The following is a 14,377-nucleotide window of genomic DNA, read 5'->3' as shown; positions in this document are numbered from 1 at the left end:
CCGCGCACGCGACCAAGCCCGGCCACGCGCCCGGCAATGACTGCGCGTCGGCCTCGCGCCGCCGCAAGGAACCCAGCATGCTGATCGACTTCTTCTACTCGTTGCGCGCCGCCAAACTGCCGGTGTCGGTGAAGGAATACCTGACGCTGCTCGAAGCGCTCAAAGCCAACGTGATCGCGCCGTCGCTCGACGAGTTCTACTACCTCGCGCGCATCTCGCTGGTGAAGGATGAACAGTATTTCGACAAGTTCGATCAGGCGTTCGGCGCGTATTTCAACGGCGTCGCGCAAACCTCGGAGCTGGCGTTCGACGTCCCGCTCGACTGGCTCAAGAAGAAGTTGCAGCGCGATCTGTCGCCGGAAGAAAAGGCGCAGATCGAAGCGATGGGCGGCCTCGACAAGCTGATGGAGCGTCTGAAGGAACTATTCGACGAACAGAAGGAACGCCACGAGGGCGGCAACAAATGGATCGGCACCGGCGGCACATCGCCGTTCGGCAACGGCGGCTATAACCCGGAGGGCGTGCGCATCGGCGGCGACGCGAGCGGCAATCGCACCGCGGTCAAGGTGTGGGAAGCGCGTGCGTATCGCGACTACGACGACCAGGTCGAAATCGGCACGCGCAACATCAAGGTCGCGCTGCGGCGGCTGCGCCGCTTCGCGCGCGAAGGCGCGGCCGAGGAACTCGATCTGCCCGACACGATCCGCAGCACTGCCGCGAACGCCGGCTGGCTCGACATCCGGATGGTGCCCGAGCGCCACAACAACGTGAAGGTACTGATGCTGCTCGATGTCGGCGGCTCGATGGACGATCACGTGAAGCGCACCGAGGAGCTGTTCTCGGCCGCGAAGGCCGAATTCAAGCACCTCGAGTTCTACTACTTCCACAACTGCGTGTACGACTTCCTGTGGAAGAACAATCGCCGCCGCCATGCCGAGCGCACGCCGACGTGGGACGTGCTGCACAAATTCACGCCCGACTACAAGCTGATCTTCGTCGGCGACGCAACGATGAGCCCCTACGAGGTATTGCAACCGGGCGGCTCGGTCGAGTACAACAACGCCGAGGCCGGCGCGGTGTGGCTGCGCCGGCTCGCCGATCACTTCCCGCACTTCGCGTGGCTCAATCCGGAGCCGGAAGCGCTGTGGCCGTACCGGCAATCCGTCAGCGCGATTCGTGAAGTGCTCGGGCACCGCATGTATCCGCTGACGCTCGCGGGGCTCGAAACGGCGATGCGCGTGCTAAGCAAGTAACGCGGCCGACGTCGCGCCGTCCGCATCGACCAGCATCGTCACGCTTCGTCTTCAACAACAACGATTCAGCAACAACCAAGATTCCGCATGAGTTCGCCCCCCTCCCCACCCTCTCCGCAGTTGTCCCCCGCCGCCACGCCGCCCGGTCGCTCGAATCCGCTGACCGACATGTCGCTATCGACGATCGTCGCGGGCTTCGTCGCGATGATGACGGGCTACACCAGTTCGCTCGTGCTGATGTTCCAGGCGGGCCAGGCCGCGCATCTGTCCGATGCGCAGATTTCGTCGTGGATCTGGGCGCTGTCGATCGGCATGGGCGTCTGCACGATCGGCCTGTCGCTGCGCTTTCGCGCGCCGATCGTGATCGCCTGGTCGACGCCGGGCGCGGCGCTGCTGGTCGCGTCGCTGCCGCACGTCGAGTACGCACAGGCAATTGGCGCGTTCATCGTGTGCGCGGCACTGCTTACGCTGGTCGGCCTGACCGGCTGGTTCGACACGCTGATGAAGAAGATTCCGGCCGGCATCGCATCGGCGTTGCTCGCGGGCATCCTGTTCGAGATCGGCATCGAAATTTTCCGCGCCGCGCAGTTCCAGACCGCGCTCGTGCTGACGATGTTCTTCACCTACCTGGTCGTCAAACGCCTGGCGCCGCGCTACGCGATCGTCATCACGCTCGCGGCCGGCACCACAGCCGCCGGCGTGCTCGGCCTGCTCGATTTCAGCCGCTTTCATGTCGCGCTCGCGCATCCGGTATTGACGATGCCGGCGTTCTCGCTCGCGGCGATCGTCAGCATCGGCATTCCGCTGTTCGTGGTCGCGATGGCGTCGCAGAACGTGCCCGGCATCGCGGTGCTGCGCGCGGACGGCTACACGACGCCGTCGGCGCCGCTGATCGCAACGACCGGTTTCGCGTCGCTGCTGCTCGCGCCGTTCGGCTCGCACGGCATCAATCTTGCGGCGATCACCGCGGCGATCTGCACTGGCCCCGAAGCGCACGAAAATCCCGCCAAGCGTTACATGGCGGCGGTCTGGGGCGGCATTTTCTATCTGATCGCGGGGGTGTTCGGCGCGACGATCGCCGCGCTGTTCGCCGCGTTTCCGAAGGCACTGGTCGTCTCGGTCGCGGCGCTCGCGCTGTTCGGCTCGATCATGAGCGGGCTCGCGAACGCGATGCAGGACGTCAGGCAGCGCGAAGCAGCGCTCGTAACGTTTATGGTGACCGCGTCGGGCCTCACGCTGCTGTCGATCGGCTCGGCGTTCTGGGGACTGGTCGCGGGCGTGCTCACGCAACTGGTGCTGAACGCGCGCACGCGCAATTGAGCCGCTCGGACGGATCGCCGCATCGGCCGGTCGATACCCGCGATTCATGCCATTGCCGACGATCCGCCATAGAATAGAAGCACCCGGCGGCGTGTTTCGGCAAGTTTCGACAATTTCGCCGAGAACTTCGCGAAACGCGCCGCGGCCCGACCCGCGGCCGCCGGTGCCGAGTCGTTCAGACGGCACGGCGGCGACCTCATTTCCCCTGAACCACGGCGCACGCGCCCTGAAGGCCCGAACATGACAACCGCACTCGATCAACTGAAGCAGTACACCACGGTCGTCGCCGATACCGGTGACTTCCAGCAGCTCGCGCAATACAAGCCGCGCGACGCGACCACCAATCCGTCGCTGATTCTGAAGGCCGTGCAGAAAGACGATTACCGGCCGCTGCTCGAAAAGACCGTGAAGGCGCATGCGTCGAAGCCGGTCGGCGCGATCATCGACCAGTTGCTGATCGCCTTCGGCACCGAAATCCTGAAGATCATCCCGGGGCGCGTGTCGACCGAAGTCGATGCCCGTCTGTCGTTCGACATCGAAGGATCGATCGCGAAAGGCCGTGAGCTGATCGCGCTGTACAAGGAGCACGGCATCGAGCGCGACCGCGTGCTGATCAAGCTCGCGTCGACGTGGGAAGGCGTGCGCGCGGCCGAAGTGCTGCAGAAGGAAGGCATCCACTGCAACATGACGCTGCTGTTCTCGCTCGCGCAAGCCGCGGCCTGCGCGGAAGCCGGCGCGCAACTGATCTCGCCGTTCGTCGGCCGGATCTACGACTGGTACAAGAAAAGCGCCGGCAGCGCGTGGGACGAGGCGAAAGACGGCGGCGCCAACGATCCGGGCGTGAAGTCGGTGCGCCGCATCTATGCGTACTACAAGAAGTTCGGCTACAAGACCGAGGTGATGGGCGCGAGCTTCCGCACACCCGAGCAGATCCTCGAACTGGCCGGCTGCGATCTGCTGACGATCAGCCCGGACCTGCTGCAGAAGCTGCAGGACAATACCGACAAGATCGAGCGCAAGCTGTCGCCGCAGATGTCGGGCGACGCGGACATCGAGCGCGTGCCGGTCGACGAGAAGTCGTTCCGCTTCCTCGTCAACGACGACGCGATGGCGACCGAAAAGCTTGCCGAAGGTATCCGCACGTTTGCCGCGGACGCCGTGAAGCTGGAAAAGCTGATCGACGCGCTGCGCTAAAGCGTGACAGGTACGCGCGGATCGCGCGCGTGAGTCGCGTCTTTCACGCACGATCCGCTCGATAAAACCGCACCACGGGCGGCCCTGAATCTGACGGTTCGGGGCCGCCCGCCGTTTACGACGCCACGCACGCGTAGCCCATGTGCGCCAGAACCGCGCCGCCGTCACGTCCTACGACATAACGTCACAATCCACGCGCGACACGCGACTACAATCGATTGCACGCGCTGGCCGCACCGCAAGCTCGCCCCGGCCACGACGGCGCCGACGCAACGCGAGCCCCTTCAGGAGACGATCATGAACCTACAGCCCTACGTGTTTTTCAATGGCCGCTGCGAGGAAGCGCTGAACTTCTACACCGAAAAACTCGGTGCGCAGGTGGTCTTCAAGATGCTGTTCAAGGAAGCGCCGCCGGACGCGCACAACCCGCCGCGCCCCGAACTCGCGGACAAGATCATGCACGCGACCGTGCAGTTGGGTTCGAGCACATGGATGGCCTCCGATGGCAATTGCGACCCCGCGGCGGGTCCGTTCAACGGCTTCAGCCTGTCGCTGACGATCGAAGACAACGCGTCGGCGGAAAAATGCTTCAACGCGCTGGCCGACGGCGGTCAGATCGTGATGCCGTTCGGGCAGACGTTCTGGAGCAAAGGCTTCGGGATGGTGGTGGACCGCTTCGGCCTGATGTGGATGGTCACGCTGCCGCCGCAGGTCTGAAGCGCTGGGACGTCCTAAGGTCAAGCCCGCGCTTGGCGCGCGAAGCAACCCGCTACGCGCCGCGCGGACTCCGTCCATGCTGCTCGATATTCCAGTTCGACTCGGTTTCGAGCAATAGCGCGCGCAGCCGGTCGACCTGCTCCGCGAGCCGCTGACCGAGCCAGTACGGCCCCTGCCATTCGGGCGGCAAACCGGCGGCGGTATCGGCGTGCCCCGCCGCGAGCGGTGCTGCGGCCGGAATGCCGAGTCGCGGCGGACGGGCAAAGCGCAGCGCGCGCGCCGTCGACAGCAGAATCGCCCGCACCGCTCGCACCTCGTTGCCGCAATGCGCGGCGTAAGCGGCACGCGCGGCCGCATCGGCATGCATCAGCGGCCCCGTGGCGAGCAGTTCGAGCGAACTGAGCACCGAACGATGCAGCCGCTGGATCTCTTCGAGCTTCGCTTGCGGCAGGTCGATTTCCTTCGCGACCGATGGCATCAGCGAGCGCAGCTGCACGAGCCGCTTGTTGATCTGCAGGAAGTGCTTGACCTGCTCTTCCTCGGAGATCGTCTCGCCGTCGAGCAGCCGTGCATAGATGCCCGCGCATTCGCGCAAATTGGCGGCGATGCCGTAACGCCACGAGTACGTCGCGTGCAGCGGAAACGCGAATGAAAACGCCAGCGCGATCACGATGCCGATCAGCACGTTCAGCGTGCGCCACAAGCCGGTGTCGATCAGATTGTCGCCGTGGCCCGCGACGATGCACATCGTAATCGCGGTCAACAGCCCGATATAGCCGGCCGAGCCGATCGCGAACCACGCACAGATCGCCGCGACGATCGACATCAGCACATAGGTCAGCGGCAGCGAGCCGATGAAGTGCTGCTGGACGATCAGCAGCAGACCGATCGATGCGCCGAGCAGCGTGCCGGCCGCCCGGTCGGCCGCCTTTTTGCGGATATTGCCGTGATGCTGCAAGCCGCCGATCACGACCAGCAGCGTCACCGACGACCAGATGCCATGCGGAATATCGATGCCCGACGTCGCGAGGATCGACGCGATCATCGCGAGACCGACGCGCACGCTGTGCAGCACCTTCGCGTGCCGGTAGCGGTAGTACGGCGACGTCACCGCGCGCACCATCCGGCTGAGCGCCGCGCGGCGTGGAATCACGGTGGGACTATCGGCTGCAGCCATGGTGGCGCGCGACGAACGCGTGAAAGGACGGTTCCGCTATCCTGCCCTGGAGTGCCCCGAAAACACAAACGCCCGCGAACTTTCGTCCGCGGGCGCTGCATTTTTCGAACACTGCTTTTTGAAGGCCGCTTGCTGGAGGCCGCATTTGGCAGCCATCACTCAAGCGGCACGCCAATCAGCTTTCGACCATGTCCAGATAGTCTTCCGGACTCGTGCTGTCTTCGCCGTGGCGCATGCCGACCGCGCGCACGATCAGGCTCACGACCACCGACACCACGAGGTTCACGATCAGCGACCACACCGCCGCGTAACCCGGAACCGCCATGCCGAACAGGTGGATCGTAAAGATCGAGCCGGCCAGCTTCAGCGAAATCGCCATCCACGTGCCGGTTGCGATACCGACCGCCCAGCCGATCAGCAGACCACGGTAGTCGAGCACGCGCGTATAGAGGCCCAGCACGATCGCCGGCAGCGTCTGGATGATCCAGATCCCGCCGAGCAGTTGCAGCTGGATCGCGTACGTAAGCGGCAGACCGAGAATGAACGCGACCGCGCCGACCTTGACGATCAGCGACACCAGCTTCGCGACGTTGGTCTCCTGCTCATGCGTCATGTTGCGGTTGATGAACTCCTTGTGCACGTTACGCGTGTACAAGTTCGCCGCCGCGATCGACATGATGGCCGCCGGCACCAGCGCGCCGATACCGATCGCCGCGAACGCGACGCCGACGAACCACGACGGGAAGAAGTGCAGGAACAGCGCCGGCACCGCGAAGTTCGGACCGAAGGCCTTGAAGTACGGCGCGAACTCGGGCATGTCCTTCACGCCGGCCGCGAGTGCCATGAAGCCGAGCAGCGCGAGCAGGCCGAGCACCAGCGAGTAAGCCGGCAGCAGCGCCATGTTGCGGCGGATCGTATTGCCCGATTTCGACGACAGCACCGCGGTGACCGAGTGCGGATACAGGAACAGCGCGAGCGCCGAGCCCACCGCCAGCGTCGCGTACGCGCTATAGCCGTTCAGGCTCGACACGTCCGGCGACTTCAGCAGCAGCTTGGCCGGCGGCACCACGCTGAAGATATGGCCGAAGCCACCCAGTTGCGGCGGAATCACGATGATCGCGGCGAAGATCGTCACGTAGATCAAAATATCCTTGACCACCGCGATCATCGCCGGCGCGCGCAGGCCCGACGTGTACGTGTAGGCCGCGAGGATCGCGAACGCGATGATCAGCGGCAGATCGCCGACGAAGCCGGTCGTATCGAAACCGAGCGCGCCGATCACCACCTCGATACCGACCAGCTGCAGCGCGATGTACGGCATCGTCGCGACGATGCCGGTCACGGCGATCGCGAGCGCCAGCATGCGGCTGCCGTAGCGCGCCGACACGAAGTCAGCCGAGGTCACATAGCCGTGACGCTTGGCGACGCTCCACAGCTTCGGGAACACCACGAACGCGAACGGATAGATCAGGATCGTGTACGGCAATGCGAAGAAACCGGTTGCTCCCGCACCGAACACGAGCGCCGGCACCGCGACGAACGTATAGGCGGTGTACAGGTCGCCGCCGAGCAGGAACCACGTGACGATCGTGCCGAAGCGCCGCCCGCCGAGGCCCCACTCTTCCAGATGGGCCAGATTGCCGCGCCGCCAGTGAGCCGCGACGAAGCCGAGAATCGTGACGCCGATGAAAAACAGAACGAAGACGAAAGTTGCAATGGGGTTCATTATTGCGCGCCCCCTTGGGAACGGCCCGAATAGCGGGATTTAGTCTTGTGGTAAACGAACGCGGTGATGACCGCGCTGATCAACACCCAAAGCAGTTGGTACCAGTAAAAGAACGGGAAATCGAACAGCAAAGGCTCGACCCGGTTGTAGGACGGGACCCAGATCATCGCGATCCAGGGTAGCACTAATAGCCATAGCCAGTGCTTGCTGGCCTTTTTCGCGTCGGCGTCGTGAGCCATGACGTCTCCTCTTCCTGTGAATCTATTTTGGATTTATCTGCCCGTGGTCGACGGGAGTGGAACTCATAGCGGGTGGTCAGCCCGCGGATCGCCACGGGCACCCCGAAAGTTTCGAAAGAGTATAGGAGCGGCGAACGCCCGGTCAAGCAGGGACGACCCGAGGCGCAACAGCCAGCCGCGGCGCGGAAAACACGCTGGCGATGCGCTCCGGATGAAGCCGCGGACGCCGAAAACGCTCGCTCAGACCGTGAACGACGCGCCGGTCTGTCCGGTCGATTCCCGCAGTCCCTTGACCCACTTGCGCGCCGGCAGGCCGAGCTGCGCTTCGATCAGTTTCGCGCGGGCGTCGAGCGTGGCGAACGGCACGTCGAGCGCCGGACCCGAGAACGCGATCGCGATGCGGTTGCCGTCATGGACTTCCGGCAGCGCGACCACGCGGCCGTCGAACGCTTCGTTCAGACGCTTCATGTTGCGCACGAAGCTCGGATGATCGCCGAACAGATTCACCGTGACGACGCCCGCTTCGGTCAAACATGCACGTGCCGCGCGGTAGAAACCGACGCTGTCGAGCACCGGACCGCGCGCGGTCGCATCGTAGACGTCGATCTGCAACGCGCCGATCGTGCCGTGATTCGCGCTGTCGTTGACGAAGTCCCACGCATCGGTCTCGTGGATCGTCAGGCGCGCGTCGTCGTACGGCAGCTCGAACATCGTGCGCGCGGCCACGACGACCGCCGGATTCAGCTCGACGGCCTCGACCTTCGCGCGCTTCAGGAAGCGATACGCGAATTTGGTCAGCGACGCCGCGCCGAGGCCAAGCTGCACGATGCGCTTCGGCGTTTCGAGAAACAGCAGCCAGGCCATCATCTGCTGCGCGTATTCGAGTTCGATGTGATCGGGCTTGCGCAGACGCATCGCGCCTTGCACCCATTCGGTGCCGAAATGCAGGAAGCGCACGCCGCCTTCTTCGGAGAATGTCACCGGCGCGAAACGCGGCTTGCGCGGCGCTTCGATTTGCGGTGCGTCGGCGAGGTCGTGGTCGTCCGCGCGGTGGTCATTGCGCGCGTTTTGACGCGGGGCCTTGCGCGCCATCTTCTGTTTGCCGCCGATGGCGTCGGCGTCCCGGTTACGGAAAGCGCGCGCCTCGGCCGATGCGCGCTTGATCAGTGTGGTCATGTGAGGAAGTCGCGCCGAACGGCGCCATTTTTGGACGAACGAGAGCATAGCATCCGGCGCGGCCGACGCAGACGGGCCGCGCGCGGCCCGGCATATTAAAGAGTTCGGCCCGGCGGTCGTAAACCCGATATACGGGGAATGGCTGCCGGCCGATGCATCGCATACGTCGCACGCGTCGCGCAGTCGAAATTAAATATATATAGCGTTGCGGGGGATTTACCTTGAGTCGTCCACAGTCGTGGTCGCGTACAGCGGCACCCGGCGAGATCATCTATTCCGAAGGCTATTGCGGCGAGCCTGTCGTCTTTCTGATTACCGAAGGCAAAGTCGAACTCTCCACCCGCTGCGACGACAGGAAGGTCGTCGTCGCGACCTTGGGCCGCGGCGAATTCTTCGGCGAAGCCGCGTTGCTCGGCGCGGAGCCGCGCAACAACACCGCGAAAGCGCTAACGTTCACGCAACTGACTGTCGTGCCCGCCAGCATGCTCGACGACGAAATCGAGCGCGTATCGCCGTTGCTGCGTCACATCACGCGCACGCTGGTCCGCCGCGTCAAGCGTAAGGACGATCAGCTCGCAACTTACACGCATGCGGATTTCATGCCGGGCGTGCTGTCGTACGCGCATGTGCTGACGCTGATGTCGAACGGCGAGCGGCGCGACGCGAATGACGAATGGGGCCGCCGCGCGATGCAGGCGCAGGCCGGCGAAACTTCGGTGCCGCTCGTCGAAGTGATCAGGAAATGCCGCGCGATCGCCGGCCATTCGCGGCCGCACGTGATGGCGATGCTCAAGCGGATGGAAAAGCTCAACCTCGTGACGATCGAGGCCGCTCAGCCCGGCCAGTTGACTCACGTATCGAACGAATACGCGGCGTACGACGGCGCGGCCGCGCGCCAGGTCGTCACGTTCGACGCCGCGCGGATCGTCGATCGCGCGCAGCAGGTCGCGGACGGCGACCTCGACATCGCGGTCAGCACCGAACTCGAACTGATCGAGCTGACCGATCTCGAAACGCTGATCGGCGTCGAGAAGACCGTCATTCTGAACAAGCTGTCGCACGGTGAAATCGCCGACGAAGTCTTCGCGTTCCGCAAGTCGAAGGTGCTGACCTATGTCGAGAAGCAGGGCGTCTCGTATTTCTCGCGGCGCAATCCGCGCCGGGCTGGCGAGCTGAACTCGCTCGACGACCTCGCGTTCGTCGACCAGCGCACGCTGTTCGACGCCATCAGCGCGTTCGATACGTACGACCTCGCAAAGCTGCTGGCGAGCATCGATGGTCAGCCGGTCGCGGAGCGCCTGCTGGCGGTAATGACTGAAGTGCGCAGAAACGAGGTGTCGTGGGTGATGCGGCGCGACATCAAGCTCGATGCGGTCGAAATCGGCGACATCGAAACGCGGCTGCTCGATGCGGTGAAGGCGCTCAAGGCGCCGCCCGCGCCACGCCCGCCGCGGCAGCAGGATGCCGGGCTATGAGCGGCCTGACGTCGAGCCGTGAGTTACCGGCGCTGCGCGCCGATCGTGGTGCCGTACGGAGACCAGCATGGATCTGCTGACGTTATTCGGCGTGCTGTTCGGCGCCGCCGCGATCGTCTTCGGCTTCGCGCTCGAAGGCGGCCATTTCCAGACGCTGTTCCAGCTCGAGGCCTTCGTGATCGTGCTCGGCGGCACGCTCGGCGCGGTGATGATCCAGAACACGTGGGCGCGTTTCTTCGATGCGCTGAAGCAACTGGGGCTCGCGTTCACGAAGGCGCGGCGGGTCGACCGCAAGAGTCTCGCGGACCTGCTCGAATGGGGCGATCAGGCGAAGCTCAACGGCCTGCTCGCGTTCGAATCGATGGATGTCAGCGGCATTCATCCGTTTGCCCGGCGCGGGCTCGAACTGCTCGCGAACGGCGTATCGACCGCGGTGCTCGAAGATGCGCTGCAACGCGAGCTGGATGCGTACGAGCGCAATCACATGGCGGCCGCGCGCGTGTGGCAGCAGGCGGGCGGCTATGCGCCGACGTTCGGGATTCTCGGCTCGGTGCTGGGCCTGATCCAGGTCACGAATCATATTCTCGACCCCGCGCAACTCGGCTCGGGGATCGCGACCGCCTTCGTCGCGACGCTGTATGGGCTCGCGCTCGCGAACCTGGTTTTTCTGCCGCTGTACGGCAAGCTGCAGGCGCAGGTCGATAGCGAGGTGCGGTTTCGCCGGCTTTATCTCGACGGCTTGCTGGCGATTTCGCGCAAGGAGTCGCCGCACACGATCGAAACGCGCCTGACGGGCGAGGTGCGCGCCCGCGCGGCCGAGTCGCTGGCTTAGAACGGATCAGCGTTATGCAAACGACGTCTGGCGGCAAACATGGCGCGAGCGGCACGGATGATCGCCGCGAGTATCGGGGCGAGCACAGAAGTAACTACAGAGGCAACGACGGCGACGGGGGCGACGGCACCCAGGCGGGACGGTGGCTGATCTCTTACGCGGACCTCGTCACCACGATGATGGTGCTGTTTCTCGCGCTCTATGTGTTGCAGTTGGCGAAGTCGAAGGAACTGGAACTCAGATATCAGACGCTCGAGTCGAAGACGACTCAAACGCACGCGCCGGCCGCCTCGCGGACGCCCGCCACGCGCGAGGATACGCGTAAGCAACTCGATGCATTGCTCGCGGCGTTGCGCGACAACGGGCAGATCACGGTGACGGACGTGCCGCACGGCGTCGAAATCGGCGTCAACGCGAAGATCCTGTTCAATGCCGGCGATGCGCGGCTGCTGCCGGCGTCGTTCGACGTGCTGAACCGGATCGCGCAGGTGCTACAACAGGCTCCGGTGGGCGACGTGCTGGTCGAAGGCCATACCGATAACCTGCCGATCTCGACCGCAAAGTACGCGTCGAACTGGGAGCTGTCGTCGGCTCGCGCGGGCGCGGTGGTCAGGTATCTGGTCGAGCGCGGCGTCGAGCCGCATCGGCTGGCCGCAATCGGGCGCGCCGACAACTTTCCGCTGGTCGCGGGCGATGATGCGGCGGCACGCGCGGCGAACCGGCGGGTCGCGATCGTCGTGCAGTATTGAGCCGCCCACGTCCGGCGGGCGGCTCCCCTTCCTCCGATTTCAGCGCGTTTTAAGCGCGTTCCAGGCGCGCTTAAAACGCGTTTCACCGCACCTCACTGCGCCGACATCGCCGCGAGCGCGTCGTTCAACGTGCGGCTCGGGCGCATCACCGCATCGAGCTTGTCGAAGTCGGGCCGGTAATAGCCGCCGATGTCGACCGACTTGCCCTGCACGGACGCCAGCTCCGCGACGATCGTCTGCTCGTTGGCGGTCAGTTGCGTGGCGAGCGGCTTGAAGCACGCGGCCAGTTCGGCGTCGTCAGTCTGCGCGGCGAGTTCCTGCGCCCAGTACATCGCCAGATAGAACTGGCTGCCGCGATTGTCCAGCTCGCCGGTCTTCGGGCTCGGGCTGCGATTGTTGTCGAGCAGCTTGCCAGTTGCGGTGTCGAGCGTCTTCGCGAGAATCTTCGCGCGGTTGTTACCGGTCTTGATGCCCAGTTCTTCGAGCGACACCGCCAGCGCGAGAAACTCGCCGAGCGAGTCCCAGCGCAGATGGTTTTCCTCGACGAGCTGCTTCACGTGCTTCGGCGCCGAGCCGCCGGCGCCGGTCTCGTACATGCCGCCGCCCGCCATCAGCGGCACGATCGACAGCATCTTCGCGCTGGTGCCCAGCTCCATGATCGGGAACAGATCGGTCAGATAGTCGCGCAGGATATTGCCGGTGACCGAGATCGTATCGAGCCCGCGCACCACGCGCTCCAGCGTGTAACGCATCGCGCGCACCTGCGACATGATCTGGATATCGAGGCCGGTGGTGTCGTAATCCTTCAGATAGGTTTCAACCTTCCTGATCAGTTCCGCCTCGTGCGGACGATACGGGTCGAGCCAGAACACCGCCGGCGTACCCGAGTTACGCACGCGCGTGACCGCGAGCTTCACCCAGTCGCGGATCGCCGCATCCTTCACTTCGCACATGCGCCAGATGTCGCCCTCTTCGACGTTCTGCGTGAGCAATACCTCTCCGGTCGCCAGATCGACGATGCGTGCTTCACCGTCTTCCGGCACTTCGAAGGTCTTGTCGTGCGAGCCGTATTCTTCCGCCTGCTGCGCCATCAGACCGACGTTCGGCACGGTGCCCATCGTGACCGGATCGAAGTTGCCGTTGGTCTTGCAGAAGTTGATGATCTCCTGATAGATGCGCGCGAACGTGCTCTCCGGAATCACGGCCTTGGTGTCCTTCGGCCGGCCGTCGGCGCCCCACATCTTGCCGCCGATGCGGATCATCGCCGGCATCGACGCATCGACGATCACGTCGTTCGGCGCATGCAGGTTCGAGATGCCCTTCGCCGAATCGACCATCGCGAGTTCCGGACGGTGCTCATGGCACGCGTGCAGGTCGCGGATCACTTCCTCGCGCTTCGATTCGGGCAGCGCCTCGAGCTTCTCGTACAGATTGACGAGACCGTTGTTGACGTTCACGCCGAGTTCTTCGAACAGCTTGCCGTGCTTCGCGAACGCATCCTTGTAGAACACCTTCACCGCGTGGCCGAACACGATCGGGTGCGATATCTTCATCATCGTCGCCTTCACGTGCAGCGACAGCATCATGCCGGTCTTGCGCGCATCTTCCATCTGGTCTTCGTAGAATTCGAGCAGCGCCTTTTTGCTCATGAACATGCTGTCGATGATCTCGCCCTCCTGCAGCGCGACCTTCGGCTTCAGCACGACGATGTGGCCACTCTTCGTCACGAGTTCCATCTTCACGTCGCGCGCGCGATCGAGCGTCATCGACTTTTCGCCATGATAGAAGTCGCCGTGGCGCATATGCGCGACGTGCGTGCGCGACGCCATGCTCCATTCGCCCATGCTATGCGGATGCTTGCGCGCGTAGTTCTTCACCGCGGCGGGCGCGCGGCGGTCCGAGTTGCCTTCGCGCAGCACCGGGTTCACCGCGCTGCCCAGGCACCGGGAATAGCGTTGACGGATCGCCTTTTCTTCGTCGGTCTTCGGATCTTCCGGATAGTCGGGTACCTTGTAGCCCTTCGCCTGCAGTTCCTTGATCGCGCTCGTCAACTGCGGCACCGACGCGCTGATGTTCGGCAGCTTGATGATGTTGGTTTCAGGCAGCAAGGTCAGGCGGCCGAGTTCCGCGAGGTTGTCGGGCACGCGCTGCGCATCGGTCAGGAACTCGGGAAACTCGCCGAGAATGCGGCCCGCCACCGAGATGTCGCTGGTATCGACTCGCACGCCGGCCGGCGCCGTGAAGGCCCGGATGATCGGCAGGAATGCGCTGGTCGCGAGCAGCGGGGCCTCATCGGTGAGGGTGTAGATGATGGTCGGTTGCTGAGTCGTCATTGCTGGCCTCTGGGCAGGCAGTTGGGAGGCATCCCGCAAGCGTGAGCCGGGAGGGATGCGTAGGCGTCGATCAGGATCGGGCGACACGGGCGCGGAACCGGTGTGCGGCACGGGCGCCGCCGGCCGCGGTTCACGAAGGCGGAACCGGATGGCGAACGAGACGGCCTGCTTCGCACAGCGGATAGC

At 64.4% G+C, this 14,377-nt stretch carries 12 protein-coding genes; 7 read left to right on the top strand and 5 right to left on the bottom strand.

Annotated features, from left to right (window positions below; genetic code table 11):
* Positions 1–77 precede the first annotated feature (77 nt).
* The 4 genes from L0U82_RS05385 to L0U82_RS05370 all read left to right on the top strand — a co-directional run bounded on the left by L0U82_RS05385 (position 78) and on the right by L0U82_RS05370 (position 4,484).
* Positions 78–1,253 (top strand): vWA domain-containing protein, encoded by a 1,176-nt coding sequence (locus L0U82_RS05385; protein ID WP_233828997.1) that lies wholly within the window; start codon positions 78–80, stop codon positions 1,251–1,253.
* A gap of 87 nt (positions 1,254–1,340) precedes the next feature.
* On the top strand, positions 1,341–2,573 hold the full coding sequence (locus L0U82_RS05380) for a benzoate/H(+) symporter BenE family transporter (protein WP_233828996.1): 1,233 nt from the start codon (positions 1,341–1,343) through the stop codon (positions 2,571–2,573).
* 240 nt (positions 2,574–2,813) lie between these two features.
* The gene (gene tal / locus L0U82_RS05375; protein WP_233828995.1) at positions 2,814–3,767 is read left to right on the top strand and encodes a transaldolase; all 954 of its coding nucleotides are present in this window, start codon (positions 2,814–2,816) and stop codon (positions 3,765–3,767) included.
* A gap of 297 nt (positions 3,768–4,064) precedes the next feature.
* Positions 4,065–4,484, top strand: coding sequence for a VOC family protein (locus L0U82_RS05370; RefSeq protein WP_233828994.1), 420 nt, complete (start codon positions 4,065–4,067; stop codon positions 4,482–4,484).
* A gap of 52 nt (positions 4,485–4,536) precedes the next feature.
* Here the strand turns inward: L0U82_RS05370 and L0U82_RS05365 are convergent, their stop codons facing one another.
* The 4 genes from L0U82_RS05365 to L0U82_RS05350 form a co-directional block, all read right to left on the bottom strand.
* Positions 4,537–5,661, bottom strand: coding sequence for an FUSC family protein (locus L0U82_RS05365; protein ID WP_233828993.1), 1,125 nt, complete (start codon positions 5,659–5,661; stop codon positions 4,537–4,539).
* 175 nt (positions 5,662–5,836) lie between these two features.
* Positions 5,837–7,387 carry a monocarboxylate uptake permease MctP gene (gene mctP, locus L0U82_RS05360; RefSeq protein WP_233828992.1) on the bottom strand — a complete coding sequence of 517 codons (1,551 nt, stop codon included), beginning with the start codon at positions 7,385–7,387 and terminating at the stop codon, positions 5,837–5,839.
* Positions 7,387–7,626, bottom strand: coding sequence for a DUF3311 domain-containing protein (locus L0U82_RS05355; RefSeq protein ID WP_233828991.1), 240 nt, complete (start codon positions 7,624–7,626; stop codon positions 7,387–7,389). Before L0U82_RS05355 ends, mctP begins: the two co-directional genes overlap by 1 nt.
* A gap of 240 nt (positions 7,627–7,866) precedes the next feature.
* Positions 7,867–8,802 carry a spermidine synthase gene (locus L0U82_RS05350; RefSeq protein ID WP_233828990.1) on the bottom strand — a complete coding sequence of 312 codons (936 nt, stop codon included), beginning with the start codon at positions 8,800–8,802 and terminating at the stop codon, positions 7,867–7,869.
* A 221-nt stretch (positions 8,803–9,023) separates the two neighbouring features.
* On the opposite strand from L0U82_RS05350, the gene L0U82_RS05345 reads away from it, so the two are divergent.
* The 3 genes from L0U82_RS05345 (at position 9,024) to L0U82_RS05335 (ending at position 11,858) form a co-directional block, all read left to right on the top strand.
* A complete protein-coding gene (locus tag L0U82_RS05345) occupies positions 9,024–10,277 on the top strand; it encodes a Crp/Fnr family transcriptional regulator (RefSeq protein WP_233828987.1) in 1,254 nt (417 codons plus the stop codon).
* 67 nt (positions 10,278–10,344) lie between these two features.
* Positions 10,345–11,109, top strand: coding sequence for a flagellar motor protein (locus L0U82_RS05340; RefSeq protein ID WP_233828985.1), 765 nt, complete (start codon positions 10,345–10,347; stop codon positions 11,107–11,109).
* A 14-nt stretch (positions 11,110–11,123) separates the two neighbouring features.
* Positions 11,124–11,858, top strand: a complete 735-nt coding sequence (locus tag L0U82_RS05335; protein ID WP_233828983.1) for an OmpA family protein — start codon at positions 11,124–11,126, stop codon at positions 11,856–11,858.
* Positions 11,859–11,950: 92 nt separating this feature from the next.
* On the opposite strand, the gene L0U82_RS05330 is transcribed toward L0U82_RS05335, so the two are convergent.
* Complete coding sequence (locus L0U82_RS05330; protein ID WP_233828982.1) at positions 11,951–14,191, bottom strand: NADP-dependent isocitrate dehydrogenase; 2,241 nt, start codon at positions 14,189–14,191, stop codon at positions 11,951–11,953.
* Positions 14,192–14,377: the final 186 nt, after the last annotated feature.

The organism is Paraburkholderia sp. ZP32-5 (genome assembly GCF_021390495.1).
GTDB lineage: Bacteria > Pseudomonadota > Gammaproteobacteria > Burkholderiales > Burkholderiaceae > Paraburkholderia.
Note: the sequence above shows the minus strand (reverse complement) of the source record. Positions and strands in the feature narration are given on the sequence as shown.